Here is a 20,273-nt window from a genome sequence, read left to right as displayed (position 1 = left end):
ATGAAAACGATTAAATTGTATCACAATATTAGCCTACTGAGATAAAGAGATAGAAAATATATTTACTTATTCTAGATAAAATTTTAATTTTCTTATGATAGTGGAGGGAACATATCCATTAATTTCATGACTAAATAAGCAATACCTGCTCCAATCACCGGTCCCACTGCAATTCCTTGAAATAAAACTACAGCTAGAATTGTGCCTAAAACGAGCGCCGTCGTAATATGAGGATCAGTCGCTAATAGCTCAATACCGTTTTTCGCAATCACTGCAACAAAAATTCCAGCAGCAAGAGCAATCCAAGCATAAAAAGAGCGCACACTTTCTGATAATTCTTTAAAACCAATCTCGCCGGTCGCAATAGGTACCAAGACTGCAATCGTAATGATTGTAACACCCCAGCCTAAGCCTTTATCTTGAATGTACGGGAATAGTTTTTCATCCATTTTTAACAATTTAATACCAAAAAGCACATAAACTGCAATCATAATTGATTGATTTTTGCCAATATAACCAAGTATAAATAATATGATTAAGAAGATGGTTGAGCTACTAACCATGTATCTAATGCCTCCGTAATTCAATTCTAAAATCATTTTTAATGTCACATATACACCCCGTCTTATTCCTTTTAAGAGGGGGCATGACTTTTTTAAAAAATCTTAAAGTTTTAAAAAAAACAATTAACTATTAATATTTTGCCTGAATTTAAAGCATTATCCTCTAAAAATTCTAACTCTTCCTTGATTCATCCATCTTTGGGCAAGTTTTTTCAATGCATTTTTAATTGGAACTCTTGTTGTTGGGATTAACAAAATAAAACCGATTAAATCTGTTATAAAGCCTGGTGTTAATAGAACAACACCACCTATCAATATACAAATCCCGTCGAAAATTTGCTCTTGAGGTAATTGCCCTTGATCCATCGAACTTCTGGCTTTTGCTAACGTTTCTAAGCCTTGTTGTTTTGCTAACCATGCTCCTAATACACCGGTAGAAATAATAAGGATTACTACCCACCACGGACCAATTTGACCACCAGCCCAAACTAATAAGCCTATTTCTAAAGCTGGCACTATTAATACAAATAATAAAATCCATCGGAACATTTTATATTCACCTTTTCTTTTTGGATATGTTTAAATATATCTTACTTAAGGCTAGTTTAAACGATTTGCAGAAAAGATTCCATGATAACAAATAAAAAGGAAAGGCAGTAGCCCTTCCTTCTCCATGTAAATTATAGTACGCTAGCATGTCCAGCGTAAATATCACCTTTTTGTGCATCAATGGTAATATCTTGTCCATCTTCAATTATATCGAGCGCTTTTTCCACTCCAACAATTACAGGAATTCCAAGGCTTAAGCCCACAACTGCTGCATGGGAAGTTAATCCGCCTTCTTCGGTAATAATACCAGATGCTTTCTCAATTGCTTCCATCATATCCTTATCCGTTCCATAAGTGATAATGATATCTTCAGGCATTACTTTTTGCTTTGCTTCTTCCGCATTTTTAACACGGACTGCTCTTCCGTAGAAGCTTCCTTTACCAACACCTTGGCCTTTTGCCAAAACGTCACCAATAACATGAATTTTCATTAAATTAGTTGTTCCACTTTCTCCTACTGGAACCCCTGCAGTAATAATAACTCGGTCACCGCGTTTGAAATGGTTGGTTGAAAGTCCAATTTCAATCGATTCTTCTAACACATCATCGGTAGTATGAGCAAGCTTTCCTACAATTGTTTCTACACCCCAAACAAGTGCTAATCGTCTACTTACCTGCTCTTCGAAAGTAACAGCTATAATCGGAGCTTCAGGTCGATATTTTGAAATCATTCTTGCAGTATGCCCGCTAACAGTTGGTGTTAGAATTGCATCTACATTTAAGTTCATTGCAGAGTGATTAACAGACTGACTAATCGCATCCGTAATTGTCATATCTGTTTCTTTTGAACGTAAATCTAATACTGCTTTATGGTCAATAGCAGTTTCTGCTTTCTTTGCAATGTTACTCATTGTACGCACAGCCTCTACTGGATAGTCACCAGCTGCAGTTTCACCAGAAAGCATAATTGCATCTGTACCATCAAAAATAGCATTGGCAACATCGGAAGCTTCCGCACGTGTTGGACGTGGATTTCTTTGCATTGAATCCAACATTTGTGTAGCAGTAATTACTGGCTTTCCAGCATTGTTACATTTTTGGATCATATCTTTTTGAACAAGCGGTACATCTTCTGGTGGAATTTCAACACCAAGATCTCCTCTTGCAACCATTAAACCATCACTAACTTGTAAAATCGTATCTAAATTATCTACCCCTTCTTGGTTTTCAATCTTAGGGATAATTTGAATATGAGTTGCATTTTGCTCTTCTAATAATCCTCTGATTTCTAATACGTCAGAAGCTCGACGAACAAATGATGCAGCAATGAAGTCAACACCTTGTTCAATTCCAAATTTAATATCTGCAGCGTCTTTATCTGTAATACCTGGAAGATTTACACTTACATTTGGAACGTTAACACCTTTTTTATTTTTAAGTAAGCCAGAGTTAAGAGCTACTGTTTTAAGTTCTTTTTTATCTTGAAGAATTTCTGTTACCTCTAGTTCTATTAAGCCGTCATCTAAAAGTAAACGTGAACCAACGTGTACGTCATCGATTAATTGAGGATAAGTTACAGCAATTCTTTCGCTGTCTCCCTCAATTGTAGCGTCCATCGATACATAAACTGTTGCTCCTTTATTTAATTGTGCTGCTCCATCTTTTAAAGTCGCAGTACGGATCTCTGGTCCTTTTGTATCTAAAAGAATTGCTACTGTTTTACCCGCTTTTTTTGCTGCTTTCCTAATATTTTTGATACGAGCTCCATGCTCCTCAAAATCTCCATGGGAAAAATTCAACCTTGCCACATTCATACCTTCATGGATTAGTTGCTCTAATTTTTCAATGTCCTCTGAAGCTGGTCCAATCGTACAAACTATTTTTGTTCTTCTCATACCATTATTTCCTCCTTAAATGAATGAAAGTATACAAATATACTTCTTTCATTTCTGTCATTTATAATATCAATTTTTAAATAGATAACTGATTTGATAAATTATACATATTCATATTCACTTGGTGTTTTTTAGCTAAAACCTCATGAATATCATGGTGTACTACCACATTATTTTCAACGCCTACCATTCTTCCACCTTTACCTTCAATTAAAAGATCTACCGCTTTTGCGCCTAATCGACTGGCAAGAACACGGTCATAACCAGATGGAGAGCCACCACGTTGAATATGACCTAACACAGTTACTCTGGTTTCCATATTAGTTGCCTCTTCAATAGCTTTACCATACTCCACACCATTACCGACGCCCTCAGCTAAAATGATAATACTATGTTTTTTACCACGAGCCTGTCCTCGCTTTAACTTTTGAACAACACTTTCAAAATTATCTGTTTTCTCTGGAATTAAAATACTTTCCGCTCCATTTGCCAAACCGGCCCAAAGTGCTAAATCTCCAGCATCTCTTCCCATTACTTCTACTACATATGTACGTTCATGTGACGTAGCTGTATCACGAATTTTATCGACAGCGTCTACTATTGTATTTAATGCTGTGTCAAAGCCAATCGTGTAATCCGTCCCTGAAATATCATTATCAATTGTTCCTGGTACACCAATACACGGAAATCCTTTTTCTGTTAACTTTGAGGCACCACGAAAAGATCCGTCCCCACCAATTACGATTAATCCTTCTAATCCGATTTTTTTCATCTGTTCAATAGCTTGTTGCTGACCTTCGTCTGTTTTGAATTTTTCAGACCTAGCAGAATACAGTATTGTACCACCACGTTGAATAATATCCCCAACAGAACCAATCACCATTTGTTTTATATTACCTTCCATTAATCCCTCATAACCATTATAAACACCATATACTTCAATATCATTGTAAATTGCATTTCTAACCACAGCTCGGACTGCAGCGTTCATCCCTGGAGCATCTCCACCACTTGTTAAAACACCGATTTTTTTCATATTCATCACCTCTTTTTTGATTTATGATACTACTACATTTTACCCCAATATGAATATAATCTAAACACGTCGAACACCAACTATGATTATACATGAATTCAATAGGAAACTCACCCCTAAATATGAACAAATTGAAGCATTTTTATTAAAGCGATTACATTATTAAGAGAATGCGAACTTCTTTTTATTACAATGTTATGAAAAGAATATTAACAACTACAAATTAATCCTTATGTATAAAAAACAAGGTATAAACCGTTTAGTAGATTTACACCTTGTTTAAGGTAAATATATTTATGTTGGATTTATTTCTTCAAACTGTCCAATTTTTTTATATTTATCAAAACGAAGATCAAGTAATGTTTCCACATCTAATTTTTTTATTTCAGCTAATGCTTCTGTAATTGTTTTATCAATTGCTTTAGCCTGTGTTTCTAAGTCGCGATGTGCACCACCCATAGGCTCCTCAATAACATCATCAATAATACCTAACTCTTTTAAATCGGGAGCGGTAATTTTTAAGGATTTTGCCGCTCTTTCTGCCTGCTGAGAATCCTTCCATAATAAAGCTGCAGCTCCTTCTGGAGAGATAACAGAATACGTAGAATTTTCTAACATATAAATTCTATCCCCAACACCTAATGCAAGAGCTCCACCACTTCCACCTTCTCCAATCACAACACAAATGATCGGGACAGTTAACCCCGCCATTTCCATAAGGTTTTTAGCAATAGCTTCACTTTGTCCTCTTTCTTCGGCAGCCTTTCCTGGATAAGCTCCCTTTGTATCAATAAAAGTAATTATAGGTCTATTAAATTTTTCCGCTTGTTTCATATGACGCAGAGCTTTTCGGTATCCTTCTGGATGAGGACTTCCAAAATTTCTATATATATTTTCTTTCGTGTTTTTTCCGCGCTGATGTCCAATAATCGTAATTGGTACATCTTTAAATTTTGCTATTCCAGCAACGATCGATGCGTCATCTCCATAATATCGATCTCCATGAAATTCAATAAAATTTGTAAATAAAATTGATATATAGTCCAGTGTAGTTGGTCTCTCGGCATGGCGTGCAATTTGTACACGATCCCATGGCTCAAGCTTACCATAGATATCTTTTTCTAATTTTCCTAAGCGTGTTTCCATTTTTTTGATTTCTTCTGTTAAATCAATTTCGCTTTCCTGCGTGATTTTCTTCAATTCATCAATTTTCTCTCTCAGTTCAATCACGGGTTTTTCAAACGCTAGTACTTGTTTCACTTTCATTTCCCCCTGACTGATGTAGATCTAAAATAGTTGAAATTACTTCTTTCATTTCTTGACGTGGGATTACTTTATCCAGCTGTCCATGTTTTAACTGGAACTCTGCAGTCTGAAAATCATTTGGAAGCTTTTCACGTATTGTTTGTTCAATAATTCTTCTACCAGCAAACCCAATTAACGCACCTGGTTCAGCGAAATTATAATCTCCAAGCATAGCAAAACTTGCAGACACTCCTCCAGTAGTAGGATTTGTCATAATAGAAATTAGTAATCCACCTTTTTTATGAAATCTCTGGATAGCAATCGAAGTTTTGGACATCTGCATCAAGCTTAAAACTCCTTCTTGCATCCTTGCACCACCAGAGGCCGTACATATAATCATTGGTATTCCTTGATCTTTTGCATTTTCAATTGCTCTTGTTATTTTTTCTCCAACAACAGAACCCATGCTACCCATTCTAAACCTTGAATCCATCACTGCAATTGCTGTAGGAAAACCATTTATTTTCCCTTTTCCTGTGACGACGGCCTCATTTAATCCTGTTTTCTTTCTGTCTTTTTCAAGTTTCTCTATGTAACTTGGAAAGTTAAGCGGGTTACTAGAAATTAGATTTTCATCCCATTCTTGAAATGAATTGTCATCAAATAAACACGCAATTCGATCGTATGCATTTAATTGGTGATGGTGTCCACATTCAGGACAAACATTTAAGTTCTTTTGTAATTCCTTCTGGTAGAATATCTTTTGACATCCGCCGCATTTTTGCATTAAGCCCTCCGGAACATCTTTTTTAGCTTCCTCTCTTGGGATAGAAGCGTATTTTTTCTTTTTACTAAAAAAATCCTTTAGCAAGGATAATTCCCCCTCTGTTAAACCATTCTTACACTTGTCAGTTAAAAATTTTTATAAATAATGGTAGTCCTACTATTTTGTAAAATTAGATATATCACTTCTCTATTGCTCACTATAAAGCGTATAAATTTGATGATGTTTTTTAGTTTTTAAAATTTCGGCAATTTGATTATAAAAATCGATACCATACGTATTATTCTTTACACTTTTTGAAAAATCCTGCATAAATCGCCAGATTTTATATAAAAGGAAGTTTTGCCCATAACTAAAAATATGAGCGAAAAATTCATCATGTAATTGGGTATGGGTCAGATTATCATCGTTTATGATTAGCTCGATACTTTCTAGTGCAGCATCATCCATCTTATCAATGGCTAATTCAATTGCATTTTTTTCTAGCATCTTTTTTGCTTCCATAATTTCTCGCTGCGTATTATGATCTTGTAGAACAAAGCCTGCTAACAATTCAACGGTATGATAGGATTGATAATCTCGTAGAAAAGTACCTTCTCCTTGTTTTGTCTCAATTAATCCCAATAACTCAATTGCTCTAAGAGCTTCTCTTACGGATGATCTTCCTATTTTTAATTTATCAGCTAAATATCTCTCTGAGGGCAGTCGGTCCCCTGGTTCTAATTCCTTTTCCTTAATAATCTGTTGCATTTCTTTTAAAACTTGCTGATACACTTTTACAGTGGTTGGCATTACTTTGCCTCCTGAATATCTATGAACATATTACAATTCTATATTTCGGCTAATTCACGTGTTTTTCTTGCGACAGCTTTTGGATCAACGGATATCCTTGCAACCCCTGATTTCATAGCTGCTTCCGCTACTTTTTCAGCTACTTTCGGGGCTACTCTAGCATCAAATGGAGCCGGAATAACATAATCTTCGTTCAATTCTTCGTCCTTAATCAAAGAAGCTATTGCATAAACAGCTGCAACTTTCATCTCTTCGTTAATGTCTTTAGCCCGAACGTCTAATGCTCCTCTAAATATCCCAGGAAAAGCTAGCACATTATTAACTTGATTAGGGAAATCAGATCTCCCAGTACCTATAACTCTTGCCCCTGCTTCTTTTGCAAGGTTTGGCATAATCTCAGGATCAGGATTTGCCATAGCGAAGATAATAGAATCTGGTGCCATCTTTTGAACCATTTCCGTACTCAGCAGTCCACCAAGCGATACCCCAATAAATACATCAGCATCTTTTATAACATCTGTTAAAGAGCCTTTTAATTTTGATTTATTTGAGACTTTAGCTACGAAATCTTTCATTTCGTTCATTCTTTCAGTTCGACCTTCATATATTGCTCCGATCGAATCACACATAATAATATCTTTCACACCAAAATGACGTAATAATTTTATAATAGCAATTCCTGCCGCACCGGCACCATTCATTACAATTTTTATGTCAGAAAATGATTTGTCTACTAATTTTAAAGCGTTAGTTAAACCTGCCAAAGTAACAATTGCCGTACCATGCTGATCATCATGGAAAACTGGTATATTCATTTTACTTTTCAGGGCTTGCTCGATTTTAAAACACTTTGGTGCTGCAATATCCTCTAGATTAATTCCACCAAAACTTGGTTCAAGTAATTGTACTGTACGTATAATTTCATTGTTGTCACTTGTATCTAAACAAATTGGAAAAGCATCTACACCAGAAAAACTTTTAAATAAAACTGCTTTCCCTTCCATCACAGGTAGCGAGGCAGAAGCGCCAATATTGCCTAAACCTAACACCGCACTCCCATTACTAACAACAGCAACAGTATTGCCTTTCATTGTATAATCATAGATAGTCGACAGGTCTTGAGAGATTTCTCTGCAAGGCTCGGCTACACCAGGCGAGTACGCTAAACTTAAATCATGCGCATCCTTTACCTTCACTTTCGAAATTGTGGCTAACTTACCTTGATGTTCTTTATGCATTTTTAGGGCTTCTTTTTTCAAATTAGTCAACTAATTTCACTCCCTTAGAATTTTAAATGCAGTAAATACAGGGTTTTTATATAGTGTATTGACCTCTTTTTCTCTTCGTTTTCTTTAATAAGTGAGCATATTATAAGTGGTCAGACCACTTAATTATAACATTATAACAGAACATCCAATTGTGTAAAGTACGTGCATTAACCCAAATTATTCTTTGTTTTCTTGTAATACGATGTTTTCAACACCGAATTTATTTTTTAGTATTTGAAGACTTTTTGAAGATCTATCCAAATTATATTCTTCCGTTAGTTTATATAATTTCTTTTTTTCTTGAAAATACGTATAGACTGGTGTTTCACCAGGGTATGATTTGGCGTGGCTTTTTATTATTTCCAGAGAATTACCTTCATTTACATTTGAAAGCTTAATATAGATGCTTTTATTTGATGGTATAAATGTATTTTGCGATAATTTCGTTATTTTTTCTACTATCACTTGATCTTTTTCGTTTCTTTTTTCTAATTTTCCATCAAAAATGACCATCTCTTCTTCTTTTAGCCAGTGATGTACGTTTCTAAATAATTGTGGAAAAAGTACAGCTTCCATTTCTTTTTCTTCATCAGCAAGCACGATAAAAGCCATTGATTCCCCTCTTTTCGTTCGAATAACTCTAATTGATTGAACCACTGCAGCTCCTTTTTTCTGTTTTAATTCATGTTGCAATTGATCAAGCTTCACATATCCATTTTCCCTAAGTTCCTTCCGATATTCCTTTAATGGATGACTTGAAAGATAAAAGCCCAGGACATCTTTTTCGAGCATTAACTGTTTAATTGCTGGAAAAGGTTCTACCTCAGTGTATGAATGTTCTATATTCAAATCATTATCAAATAAAGACGTTTGATCTTCAAAATCTCCAAACAATTCTGCTTGTTCTAGAGCTTGATCAACAGAAGCTAATAAGCTCGCGCGATTATTATTTAATTGATCAAATGTACCTGCAAGAATTAGCAGTTCTATCACAGAACGGTTCACAATGGAGGTAGAGATACGCATACAAAAATCAAATAGATGAACGAACGGTCCATTTTTTCTGGCCCTTATAATTTCTTGCACAACATTAAACCCAATACCTTTAATCGCCGTTAATCCTACAACAATTTGATTATTTTTCATTCGAAATCGACCAAAACTATCGTTAATGGAAGGAGCCCTAACAGTTATTCCAGTAGATTTTGCTTCCTTAACATATTGTTCTATTTTTTCTGCTTGTCCAATGACCATATTTAATAATTCAGTATAAAAAATAGCAGGATAGTTAGCTTTTAAATAAGCTAATTGATAACTTATCATACTGTATGCAACGGCATGACTTCTGTTAAAGCCATAATTAGAGAATCGGACAATCCATTCAAATATCTCTTCACTTACTGCCTCTGTATAATTATTTTCCAAACAACCATTTTTAAATTTCTTTTTATAAGTTAACAGAATCTCTTTATCTTTCTTACTAACCGCTCTTCTTAAAGAGTCCGCTTCGCCGTAAGTAAAGCTAGCTAATTTATTCGCAATTTGCATGATTTGCTCTTGGTATACTAAAACACCATACGTTTTTTCTAAGATCGGTTTCAAATCTTGATGGGGATAATCCACTCTTTCTTTCCCATGTTTTCTAGCAATATATACAGGTATAAAATCCATCGGACCTGGTCTATAAAGAGCGTTCACAGCGACAACATCTTCAAATGTGGACGGCTTTAAATCAACTAAAACTTGCTGCATACCTCTAGATTCTAATTGAAAGATTCCACTAGTATCTCCTTTTCGCAACAAAGCGTATGTTTTTTCATCCTGAAAATTAATCGACTCTAATTTAAACGGCTTGGATAAGGTACGATGAACTTGATTTACAATTCGTTCAAGTAAACTTAAGTTTCTTAGTCCAAGGAAATCCATTTTAAGTAGACCTATATCTTCCAATTCTTTCATGGCAAATTGCGTCAGGTCAATACCGTGCTGACTAGGCATCGTTGGTGTATAGTCAGTTAAGGGCTTTTCACTTATGATCACTCCAGCTGCGTGTGTTGAGGTATGTCTTGGCAAACCTTCTAATTTAGTAGCAACTCGAAATAAAATTTGAAGTTTAGGAGATTGTTTAATGTACTCTGTTAACTCCTTCGACCCTTTCACCATTCCAATAATATTACTTTCTCTACTTTTCCCAAGCATGCTTAACAAATATTTACTATCAGCTTCACTCACTTGCATTACTTTGATTAGCTCACGAATAACGGAACGCTTCGCAAAAGTTCCAAAGGTAACAATTTGAGCGACATAATCTTCTCCATATTTCTCTTGCACATACTTAATTACTTTATCCCTTTTATCATCTGAAAAATCAATGTCTATGTCTGGCATACTTACTCGGTCAGGATTTAAGAATCTTTCAAATAATAATTCATATTTGATAGGGTCTACATTTGTTATCCCTAATAGATATGCGACAAGTGAACCCGCAGCAGATCCTCTTCCGGGACCTACCATAACACCATTTTGTTTGGCATACGTTATAAAGTCCCAAACAATCAAGAAATAATCACTAAACCCCATATCTTTTATCACGGACAATTCATAATCTAATCGCCTAGATAATGTCTCATTTATTTCACGATACTTGTGAGACAACTGCTCTTTACATAAGTGACTCAAGAAATTTTCTGCGTTTTCATTTGTAGGAATTGGATACCTTGGTAGGTGGTAATGATTGAGATCTAAAGAAACATCGCACAAGGAAGCTACATTCATCGATTCCTCAAGACACTCCGGCCATGGTTGGTAGCGATTAGTCATTTCATCCAAAGTCGGTAAAAACATACCATCAAAGCTTTCAAAATCACTCTCAGACCACTTTACTTTTTCATCAATGGCTCGTAATACCTGATAAGCTTGCCTATCAGCTGGTTCTAGATATCTAATTTCCGTGAGTGCAACTGGTAGAATATCTTGCTTTTGACAAAATATTTTTAATGGCTCAACTTGCTCTAAATATCTTTCATCAATACCTAGTCGGAAACTACTCAAAGCAGACAATGCATCGATTTCCTCGAAAGTTTGATAAACTTTATCCGTCTCATTCCCATATAGACCAAGCTCTCTCATTGGAAGAATCATAAAAATATCTGCTTGATTCTTACTTAATTTGTCTACTTCTAGTGTTGAATTGTTTCTTTGATACTGAGAACTCCATTTCATTAATGTTTGATAACCGGTAGTATTTTTAGCTAGAAGAGTAATTGGAAATAACTTTTCACCAATAGAAACTGGTAAAATTACTCCGATAATAGGTTTTATACCTGCAGCTATACATTTCTGATAAAATTGGATCGCCCCGTGCATGACCCCTTTATCTGTTAAGGCAATACTTTGATAATTTAAATTTTTAGCTCTTTCAATAAGCTTATCTATATGTATCGTGCTATTCATTAAACTATAAGCACTTGCAATTTGAAGTTGTGTCATCTTCATTTTAAAACCACCTTTAATAAGGATCTTCTTCATTCATTATAAACAAACGTTCCCTGAGTTGAAATCAATTTACATATCTATGAAAGCTTGACCATAAGTATAAATATAGTAAAAAATTCATCATACAGCATAAATCCATTCATTTCAGTATCTGTACTATCTATCTTATACTATTTGAAAGTTGGAGGGGAAATAAATGGAAGAAAGATTCATCTCTACAATGATGCAGTGTTATTTTATTTCATTCGGTGTCATGCTTGGCGGAACGATTATAGGAAGCATTGGCGCATTTGCTAGTGGAGAGCCTCCCTTTACCCATATGAGTAGAATTGCCAAAAGTTTAAGGATTTGGGCGATTGTAGCAGCTATTGGTGGAACCTTCGATGCGATCACTAACTTTGAAAGAAGTATTTATGAAGGTTCTACAATGGATATGGTTAAACAAATTTTATTGATTATTACAGCTATGGGCGGAGCACAAACAGCATTATTAATAATAGAATGGCTAATACACGAGGAGCTCAGCTAATGCATATTCCACCCTATTATAAAAGAAGTAGCTGGCAACGCTTTTTTTCAGGATGTGTTATTGGGAGCATACTTGCCTACCTGATTTTTTTGTTTATTTATGGTCGTTTTTATGAAGAATGGGTGGAAGAAAATCTTTATTTAAGATCACAATTAAGAGATCTCGAAAAGAATTACCAAACACTAGAAGAGAATCATTTAGCCTTAGATAAGAAATCTAAAGAAAATATATTAATCGAGGAAGTAAATGTTCAATTTGAAAACCTTAAAGCATTGAAGCTTCAAAATGATCGAATGATGGTGCATCAATTAGAAGAGGCTGTTAAACAAGAAATTGAGCATATTATTGGAAAAGAGATTGATGTGGTTTCAGAAACTGTAGAATTATTAATTACTTCAGTGGAAAATAAAAGATACAAAGTAGATGAGTTTTATTTTCAAGCGGAAATAAATACCCTTATTCTTTCTAATGTAACAGTTGTTAAAATAAATCTAAATACAAGTAATTCATAAGAGATACGTCTAGAAGGCGTTCACCGTACTAGACGTATCTTACTATTAATAGGCTTCACAAATTTTATCTAACTTAGCTATAAAAGTATCAACTTCTGCTAAGTTCTCAAGTGTTGCCCCAGATGCAAGAGGGTGACCTCCACCATTGTATTCTGCAGCTAGTTCATTAATGATTGGCCCTTTTGACCTCAATCGAACTCGAATTGAATCATCTTCCTCTACAAAAATAGCCCAAGCAACCACACCTTCAATGTCACCTAATACTCCAACAACAGCACTTGTTTCCATTGAAGTTACTTGATACTTTTCTAAAATATCCTTAGATAAAATAACATGGCTGACTCCAGATTTTGAGACATGAACATTTTGTAAAATATGACCTTTTAACCTAGCAATATTAAGGCTTGTTTTATACATTTCTTCGTAAAGATATGTTCGATCAAACTTATACGTGACTAATTCTGCAGCATAATGGAATGTTTTATCTGTCGTACTTGGAAATAAGAATCTTCCTGTATCCCCTACTATTCCTCCATATAATAAACTTGCTGCTTTATCGGAGCATTTCCAATTTGCTGACTTTGACAGCTCATAAACAAGTTCCGATGTGGAACTAGCGCTTGTGTCAACCCATTGTACATCTCCGAATGCATCATGGTTTGGGTGATGATCAATTTTAATAATTGTATGACCATTAGCATAACGCTGATCCGAGACACGTGCTTGGTTAGCCGTATCACATACGATAACTAACGCATCCTCGAAAACTTCATCTGGTACATCATCCATTTTTGCCATGAAATCCAAATATGGATCCTCTTCCCCTACCACAAATACAGCTTTTTCTGGATAATTATGTATTATTAATTCTTTTAAACCATTTTGAGAACCATATGCATCAGGGTCTGGACGAACATGACGGTGAATCACAATTTTTTTAAACGCTTCAATCTTTTTAACTATTTCTGTTTTAGACATTATATATCTCCTTTCATCAAATTTAATAGTAGCATAAATTTTCTAAAGTCGTTACAATAATGAGGTTACATATAAATTATCATACCTTTTAATTGATGATTTTCTCTATAAACTCATCATATTAATTTCAAAAATAAGGAGGATTGAAATGATTATTTTTCCGCTCACCATTATTATTACAGCTATTATGTATCTGTATTATAAAGTTATGATTCTCCGCACGAAAGATCCACTTCTACAAGAAATTCAAAATGCAAAAGCAAGAATTGCACTTGGTTTATTTATGATTTTCTTTGGTGTAAACCAATACCTGTTCTATGAAACAACATTAGCGCTATACATTGCATTAATATTTCTTTTATTTGGAATCTTACAAGGTTATGGTGGTTCAAAAAGGTGGAAGCATTATAAAGGAGAACTTAGTAAGCGATAGGCTCTTTTATAAGACTATAACCATCATACCGCTTTTAAATTTTAATTTAAAGCAGGAATCAGAATTTTAAAAATTAATAAGGTGGTCCTCACGAAAAACGAGGACCACCTTTTTTAAACAATGCTAATCCATTAACTGAGCCATTAGCATTGCTTTTCCTACAATGTTCTTTTCATGATAAGCCTCAATATCAATTTTAACAGATTTTCTACCCAGTTCTATTATTTTAGGCTTTATATCCAGAACAGTTTCTAACTGAACTGGTTTAATATAATAAACTGAAATATTTTCTACTACTAAATCTCCTTTTTTCTGCTGTCTAACAGCTCTAGTGGCTGCTTCAGTGATAAAAGAGACAAACACACCATAGGATAGCGTACCAAGCTGATTTGTCATTTGTGGAGTAACAGTTGTTTGATACGTATAATCCTGTCCATGAGAGGTTACTAATTCAAATTGATTGGATACAATGTCATCAATTGTTTCCCCAACTTGAGGCTGCTTTTGAATATGCTGAAGCGCTTTTAATACATCCTGTCTTGATATAAGTCCTTCTAAGACTTGTTGGTTGTTTACCACTGGCATGATCTCGATGCCTTCCCAAATCATCATATGTGCAGCATAGGCTAGAGAGGTTTCTTTTTTTACAGTCATTGGATTTCTGGTCATCACTTTCTCCACCAGTAAATTTTCGTCTTTACCAATTACATCCTTTGAAGTAATCATGCCTACTACTCGTTTTTTGTCATCAACAACAGGATATCTGCTATGTGTCGTTTCTTCTTTCCATTGATACCACTTATTCAAATGATCTTTTAATGAAATGTAAAAAGTATCTTCCACATTGGTATATATATCACCAACAAGCACAATCTCTTTTTTTATAAGCTGATCGTAAATAGCTCTATTTATCATCGCTGCAACAGTAAAGGTATCGTAGCTAGTGGATATGATAGGTAGCTCTTTTTCATCGGCGATTTTTTTAGTGACATCATCTGTATCAAAACCACCGGTAATGAGGACTGCTGCCCCCTCTTTTAATGCAAGCTGATGTGCTTCTACACGGTTACCGATGATTAATAAGGAATCCTTCTCAGTATAGCGCATCATTGCATCTAGCTTCATCGCTCCGATTACAAACTTATTCAAAGTTTTGTACAAGCCTTGACGCCCGCCAAGCACCTGTCCATCTACAATACTTACAATTTCAGCGAATGTTAAATTTTCGAAGTTTTCTTTTTGCTTTCTTTCAATACGAATTGTACCCACACGCTCAATTGTACTAACAAGCCCTTGATTTTCAGCTTCTTTAATGGCTCGGTAAGCAGTACCTTCACTAACATTTAATTCTTTTGCTATTTGACGAACAGAAATTTTATTCCCTACTTTTAAGGTTTCAATATATTGAAGAATTTGCTCATGTTTTGTAGCCACTGTTCGTTCACCAATCTTTCATCTGTACTATTATAGTTTTATAATTAATATTATACAGATCATTTATAAAACCTTCAATGAATTATTGTATTTATAGAAAAATAAAGCATTTTTCTTTTTTTATCTCATTCTGTTCTAATTAGTATTTTCCGCTGTATCATCAAAATTATTAATTATTTTAAATTTATTTTTGAGTTTTTTTATGCCACTAAAAAAAGGATCAAAGGATTTTTTGACCCTTGATCCTTAGTAATATTCTAAATATCTATAGAGCTACCTGGTTCTAAAGCGATGCCTTCACCTGTCTTTACTTTTGATGCAAAAGCCTGTCCATCCTGTTCAATTAATGGGAACGTATTGTAATGGATAGGCACTACTTTTTTGGCTTTTACCCAATCAGCAGCGATTAAAGCATCCTCTGGTCCCATAGTAAAATTATCTCCTATTGGTAAAAATGCTAAATCTATATCATTCATATCACCAATTAATTTTAAATCAGAGAATAGCCCAGTATCTCCTGCGTGATAAATAGTCTTACCTTCTGCATAGAATAAAATACCAGCAGGCATACCACTATATATTTTATTACCATCTTCATCTTCAAACATAGAACCATGAAATGCTTGTGTTAATTTCACTCTTCCAAAATCAAACTCGTGTGCTCCTCCAATATGCATGGGATGCGTTTTTAATCCTCGTGATCCTAAATACACAGCTAATTCATTCGGAGCAACCACTAAACAATTTGTTCGTTTAGCAATACTAATAGTGTCACCTACGTGATCATTATGTCCGTGTGTAAGCAAAATAACGTCTGGCTTCTCATTATCAGGGTTTAAGTCACATGTACCATTACCAGTAATAAAAGGATCAATTAATATGTTGTGTTTCTCCGTCTTGATTTTTACTACAGATTGACCATGAAAAGAAACTCTCATGCTAATAATTCCTCCTTATATTATATCTATTTTATCCTTACCCTTTTTTCTTTAGTCTTAAAAGTAGCTCTATTATTTTTCCATCAGATTTTTAAATGAAAGGATAATTTTAAAATAATGTTAGGGTTAGCATATTCACAAAAAAACCACCTCTAAATCCTGTTAAAGGATCAGAGATGGTTAAAAATAAAAGTTATTCTTTACCCATTTTTTTCTTTAATTCTGCTAATTCATTATCCACATCACTATTATCAAGTTGTTCAAATTCATCATCTAATGATTTGGAATCTGATGATAAATCGTCACTTGTTTCCGCTTCTGCTTCAAATTGTAATACTTTCTCTTCCATTCTCTCAAAACCACGCTTGGATTGATCATTACCAATTGAAGACATGGTTCGATTCATTTTAGTTCGAGTTTTAGCTGACTCGGCTCTTGCTTTTAAGGTATCCTTCTTTATTTTCATTTCATGATATTCTTTTTTCATTTCATCTAATTTTTCTCGTAGGGATAGGACATCTTTATTTGCTTGCTCCCACGTTGTTTGTAAAGATTCTGCTTGCTTTGCTTGTTCGTTCTTGTCTTCTAAAGCACGCCTTGCTAGGTCCTCATTGCCAGCTTCAATAGCTTGCTCAGCTTGTTTCTGGCGTTTTTCAACAAGCGTATTTGCGTCATCAAATTTCTTTTTGAGCATTTTTTCGTTTGCCATCTGTTTTGCAACCGCAGCTTCTACTTCTTGGATATCTGATTGCATTTCACGCATGAACTGATCAAGCATTTTCACTGGATCTTCTGCTTTATCTAGCATTGCATTTAATTCTGAGCCTACTACTGTTTTTACACGACTAAAAAATTGAAACATTCCTGTTTCCTCCTCAAATTTAATAAGTTGAATCATATTAAAAAGATTTGCCGGCTTGTTAATCTTACTTACGATTCAAGTGAAGAAAAGGTTTCAAATTCTTTAATCTTTTCACATAAGGTTTAATTCACTAATGGTTTTAAAAAATCTATATTATCTATGCTGATTAATTACATCTAGTCCACCAGTAATGTCTATAATTGATCCCGTTACCATGTCAGAGTCCTTTTCACAAAGATAATATACCATTCTTGCTATATCTTCACCTGTTCCTGACCTGCCGATAGGTGTTTCCTCATCTTTTACTTTCCTGCTTTCTGATATAGATGCTTCCTTCATTTCTCCTTCAATATTACCAGGACAAATCATATTTACAGTTATGCCATTCTCCGCTTCTTCATAGGCCAATGATTTTGTTAGAGAAACAAGACCGACCTTTGCTGCAGAAAAAGCAGAACGATACATCCAACCAGATGCTGTATTAGCACCTTGAAAACCATAATGCACAACTCTGCCAAATTTTTGTTCTCTCATTGCAGGGATTGTCATCTTTAATAAGTGAAAAGCACTATCTAAGTTTCCTCTCACCATCGCATCCCACTCTTCTATGGAATGATCAATTAATTTTTTCCTTTCAAAAATAAATGGACCAGCATTATTTATTAAGTAATCTATTGTGCCGAACTTACTATTTGCTTCTTTCACTGCATTTTCTATGTCTTTTTTAATCGTAACATCAGCCTTCACGAAATGAATATCAGTACCACTAAAGCGTGATTTAAGTTCTTTTACCCGCTCATAATCCTGAAAATACGTGAGCGTAACCTGATGTCCTTTTGCTAGAAATAATTCTGTTGCCTTTAAACCTAGACCTTTTGTTCCAGCTGTAATAAATGCATGACCCATATGTATCCTCCTTCGAACAATTAAAACCACTCTCACACTACTCTTATAATTTTATCCTACAATAAGTATATAATAATTTCTAATAATCATCACTATTAAACCAGTTTCTACGTTACGTTAAAGCGCATTCATGATATAATATAAGTAGAAATAGAAGGGAGAGATTTATAATGGCATTTGAATATAATCGCATTTTAATTGCAGTGGACGGCTCTGATGCATCCGACTTAGCTTTTAATAAAGCGGTAGATATTGTAAAGAGAAATAATGCAAGTATGTTTCTTGTACATGTTATAGACACACGCACGATAACTACCGTTGCACCTGAAGTGTATGATCAAACACTTGCTTCTAGGTCTGAAAGTTATGCACAATCATTATTAGAAGAATATAAGCATAAAGCAAGTCGTGCAGGCGTCACAGATATTACTCTCCATGTAGAAATTGGATCTCCAAAAATAAAAATTCCTAAAGACTTAGCAAAGAAATTTGAAGCTGACCTCATTATTTGTGGGGCTACTGGTTTAAATGCTGTAGAACGATTCTTAATCGGAAGTGTTTCAGAAAGTATCACACGTCATGCAAAATGTGATGTACTAGTAGTTAGAAGCTAATTAAAAATCACAATAAAACTTATCAGAATAAGGTTACTAAAAAACTCTGAGATTGGGTCTTACCCTAAATCTTAGAGTTTTATCATTTTAATAATATTTACTACTTCTAAATACCAATACACATGAAGATGAAGTATTTTTTATTATCAATAATTAAACGATTTCTCACTGATAGAAAAAACGACCTTCTGTTACGTATTTTCTACGTTTAAAAGAAGGTCGTTTCTATTTTATTATCTTAAGCGTGAATTGATTCGCTTAAACGAACCGTATCTCTAGCTATCATTACTTCTTCATTCGTTGGAATAACGATTACTTTTACTGGAGAGTGTGGATAGTTAACAAAGGTTTCTTTTCCTCTAATGTTATTAAGAGAAGGGTCCCAATATACGCCCATGAACTCTAAACCTTTTAATACACGTTCACGGATAGTTACACTATTTTCACCAACACCGGCAGTGAAAATAATTGCATCAACACCACTCATTCTTGCTGCATAAGAACCGATATATTTGTGAATTCTTTCGGCAAAAACTTGTAGAGCAAGCTCTGCACGTCCATCACCATTATTTGCTTTATTTTCAATATCACGAAGATCACTTGAAAATCCAGATAAGGCTAACATACCACTTTCTTTGTTCAATACATTCATTACTTCTCCAGCAGTTTTTCCAGTCTTGTCCATTATATAAGGAATCAAAGCCGGATCGATATTACCTGAGCGCGTACCCATCGTCACACCTGCTAAAGGTGTAAATCCCATAGATGTATCAATAGATTTTCCGTTTTCGATCGCTGCTATACTTGCACCATTTCCTAGATGACAAGATAATATTCGCAACTGGTTAAGTGGTAAGCCCATTAATTCAGCTGCTCTTTCTGATACATATTTATGAGATGTACCATGGAAGCCATACTTTCTAATACCATATTCTCTATAATATTCATAAGGTAAACTATATAAATAAGATTGCTCTGGCATTGTTTGGTGAAATGCCGTATCGAATACTGCCACAGCTGGAACATTTGGTAGAATGTCTCTAAAAGCTATAATCCCAGTTAAGTTAGCAGGATTATGTAGTGGAGCTAAATCAGAAACTTCTTCAATGTCTTTAATTACTTCATCCGTTATTAAAGTGGAATCACTAAATCTCTCTCCACCATGCACGACTCTATGACCAACACCATCAATTTCATCTAAAGAAGAAATTACGCCTGATGAAGTCAATTTCTTTAATAAAAGTTTTACTGCTTCTTCATGATTAACAATTTCTTTTGTAACTTGATCCTTTTCATCATTAACTTCTAAAGTGAAGATAGAATTATCAATACCAATTCTTTCAATCAAACCTTTAGCTAGCACTAATTCTTCAGGCATCTCCATCAGCTGGAATTTAAGCGAAGAACTTCCTGCATTAATTGCCAATATATTACTCAAAT

Annotated in this window: 19 protein-coding genes; 4 read left to right on the top strand and 15 right to left on the bottom strand. The window is 34.6% G+C overall.

Going from position 1 to position 20,273, the window contains the following annotated elements:
• Positions 1-92: 92 nt before the first annotated feature.
• The 9 genes from DFR57_RS11285 to dnaE form a co-directional block, all read right to left on the bottom strand.
• Entirely contained in the window at positions 93-563 is a 471-nt protein-coding gene (locus tag DFR57_RS11285) for a DUF441 domain-containing protein (protein ID WP_114353272.1), read from the bottom strand.
• Between the two features lie 156 nt (positions 564-719).
• The gene (locus DFR57_RS11280) at positions 720-1,112 is read right to left on the bottom strand and encodes an FxsA family protein (protein WP_114353271.1); all 393 of its coding nucleotides are present in this window, start codon (positions 1,110-1,112) and stop codon (positions 720-722) included.
• Between the two features lie 131 nt (positions 1,113-1,243).
• The gene (pyk, locus tag DFR57_RS11275) at positions 1,244-3,007 is read right to left on the bottom strand and encodes a pyruvate kinase (RefSeq protein ID WP_114353270.1); all 1,764 of its coding nucleotides are present in this window, start codon (positions 3,005-3,007) and stop codon (positions 1,244-1,246) included.
• Between the two features lie 76 nt (positions 3,008-3,083).
• Positions 3,084-4,043, bottom strand: a complete 960-nt coding sequence (gene pfkA / locus DFR57_RS11270; RefSeq protein WP_114353269.1) for a 6-phosphofructokinase — start codon at positions 4,041-4,043, stop codon at positions 3,084-3,086.
• A gap of 294 nt (positions 4,044-4,337) precedes the next feature.
• Positions 4,338-5,303, bottom strand: coding sequence for an acetyl-CoA carboxylase carboxyl transferase subunit alpha (accA, locus tag DFR57_RS11265; protein ID WP_114353268.1), 966 nt, complete (start codon positions 5,301-5,303; stop codon positions 4,338-4,340).
• Complete coding sequence (gene accD, locus DFR57_RS11260) at positions 5,281-6,159, bottom strand: acetyl-CoA carboxylase, carboxyltransferase subunit beta (protein ID WP_114353267.1); 879 nt, start codon at positions 6,157-6,159, stop codon at positions 5,281-5,283. The genes accA and accD overlap by 23 nt, the downstream gene beginning before the upstream one ends.
• A 102-nt stretch (positions 6,160-6,261) precedes the next feature.
• The gene (locus DFR57_RS11255) at positions 6,262-6,864 is read right to left on the bottom strand and encodes a FadR/GntR family transcriptional regulator (protein ID WP_114353266.1); all 603 of its coding nucleotides are present in this window, start codon (positions 6,862-6,864) and stop codon (positions 6,262-6,264) included.
• Between the two features lie 38 nt (positions 6,865-6,902).
• Entirely contained in the window at positions 6,903-8,102 is a 1,200-nt protein-coding gene (gene ystJ, locus DFR57_RS11250) for an NADP-dependent malic enzyme (protein ID WP_211315364.1), read from the bottom strand.
• A 207-nt stretch (positions 8,103-8,309) separates the two neighbouring features.
• On the bottom strand, positions 8,310-11,627 hold the full coding sequence (gene dnaE, locus DFR57_RS11245) for a DNA polymerase III subunit alpha (protein ID WP_114353264.1): 3,318 nt from the start codon (positions 11,625-11,627) through the stop codon (positions 8,310-8,312).
• Between the two features lie 196 nt (positions 11,628-11,823).
• On the opposite strand from dnaE, the gene ytrH reads away from it, so the two are divergent.
• Positions 11,824-12,156: a sporulation membrane protein YtrH gene (gene ytrH / locus DFR57_RS11240; RefSeq protein WP_114353263.1), complete on the top strand. Its 333-nt coding sequence runs from the start codon at positions 11,824-11,826 to the stop codon at positions 12,154-12,156.
• Positions 12,156-12,668, top strand: coding sequence for a sporulation membrane protein YtrI (gene ytrI / locus DFR57_RS11235; protein ID WP_114353262.1), 513 nt, complete (start codon positions 12,156-12,158; stop codon positions 12,666-12,668). The genes ytrH and ytrI overlap by 1 nt, the downstream gene beginning before the upstream one ends.
• A 45-nt stretch (positions 12,669-12,713) precedes the next feature.
• Here the strand turns inward: ytrI and DFR57_RS11230 are convergent, their stop codons facing one another.
• Positions 12,714-13,646 carry a DHH family phosphoesterase gene (locus DFR57_RS11230; RefSeq protein ID WP_114353261.1) on the bottom strand — a complete coding sequence of 311 codons (933 nt, stop codon included), beginning with the start codon at positions 13,644-13,646 and terminating at the stop codon, positions 12,714-12,716.
• Between the two features lie 148 nt (positions 13,647-13,794).
• On the opposite strand from DFR57_RS11230, the gene DFR57_RS11225 reads away from it, so the two are divergent.
• Entirely contained in the window at positions 13,795-14,079 is a 285-nt protein-coding gene (locus DFR57_RS11225) for a YtpI family protein (RefSeq protein ID WP_114353260.1), read from the top strand.
• Between the two features lie 123 nt (positions 14,080-14,202).
• Here the strand turns inward: DFR57_RS11225 and DFR57_RS11220 are convergent, their stop codons facing one another.
• The 4 genes from DFR57_RS11220 to DFR57_RS11205 form a co-directional block, all read right to left on the bottom strand.
• Complete coding sequence (locus tag DFR57_RS11220; protein WP_114353259.1) at positions 14,203-15,513, bottom strand: DRTGG domain-containing protein; 1,311 nt, start codon at positions 15,511-15,513, stop codon at positions 14,203-14,205.
• Between the two features lie 257 nt (positions 15,514-15,770).
• Positions 15,771-16,451, bottom strand: coding sequence for a metal-dependent hydrolase (locus DFR57_RS11215; protein WP_114353258.1), 681 nt, complete (start codon positions 16,449-16,451; stop codon positions 15,771-15,773).
• Positions 16,452-16,644: 193 nt separating this feature from the next.
• On the bottom strand, positions 16,645-17,313 hold the full coding sequence (locus DFR57_RS11210) for a PspA/IM30 family protein (RefSeq protein ID WP_114353257.1): 669 nt from the start codon (positions 17,311-17,313) through the stop codon (positions 16,645-16,647).
• A 153-nt stretch (positions 17,314-17,466) separates the two neighbouring features.
• Positions 17,467-18,219, bottom strand: a complete 753-nt coding sequence (locus DFR57_RS11205) for an SDR family oxidoreductase (protein ID WP_114353256.1) — start codon at positions 18,217-18,219, stop codon at positions 17,467-17,469.
• Positions 18,220-18,389: 170 nt separating this feature from the next.
• Between DFR57_RS11205 and DFR57_RS11200 the strand changes: the two genes are divergently transcribed.
• Positions 18,390-18,833 carry a universal stress protein gene (locus tag DFR57_RS11200; RefSeq protein WP_114353255.1) on the top strand — a complete coding sequence of 148 codons (444 nt, stop codon included), beginning with the start codon at positions 18,390-18,392 and terminating at the stop codon, positions 18,831-18,833.
• A gap of 238 nt (positions 18,834-19,071) precedes the next feature.
• Here the strand turns inward: DFR57_RS11200 and DFR57_RS11195 are convergent, their stop codons facing one another.
• On the bottom strand, positions 19,072-20,271 hold the full coding sequence (locus DFR57_RS11195) for an acetate kinase (protein WP_114353254.1): 1,200 nt from the start codon (positions 20,269-20,271) through the stop codon (positions 19,072-19,074).
• Positions 20,272-20,273: the final 2 nt, after the last annotated feature.

The organism is Saliterribacillus persicus (assembly GCF_003337485.1).
GTDB classification, from domain to species: domain Bacteria; phylum Bacillota; class Bacilli; order Bacillales; family Amphibacillaceae; genus Saliterribacillus; species Saliterribacillus persicus.
The sequence above is the reverse complement of the archived record's forward strand: the minus strand, read 5'-3'. Positions and strand labels throughout refer to the sequence as shown.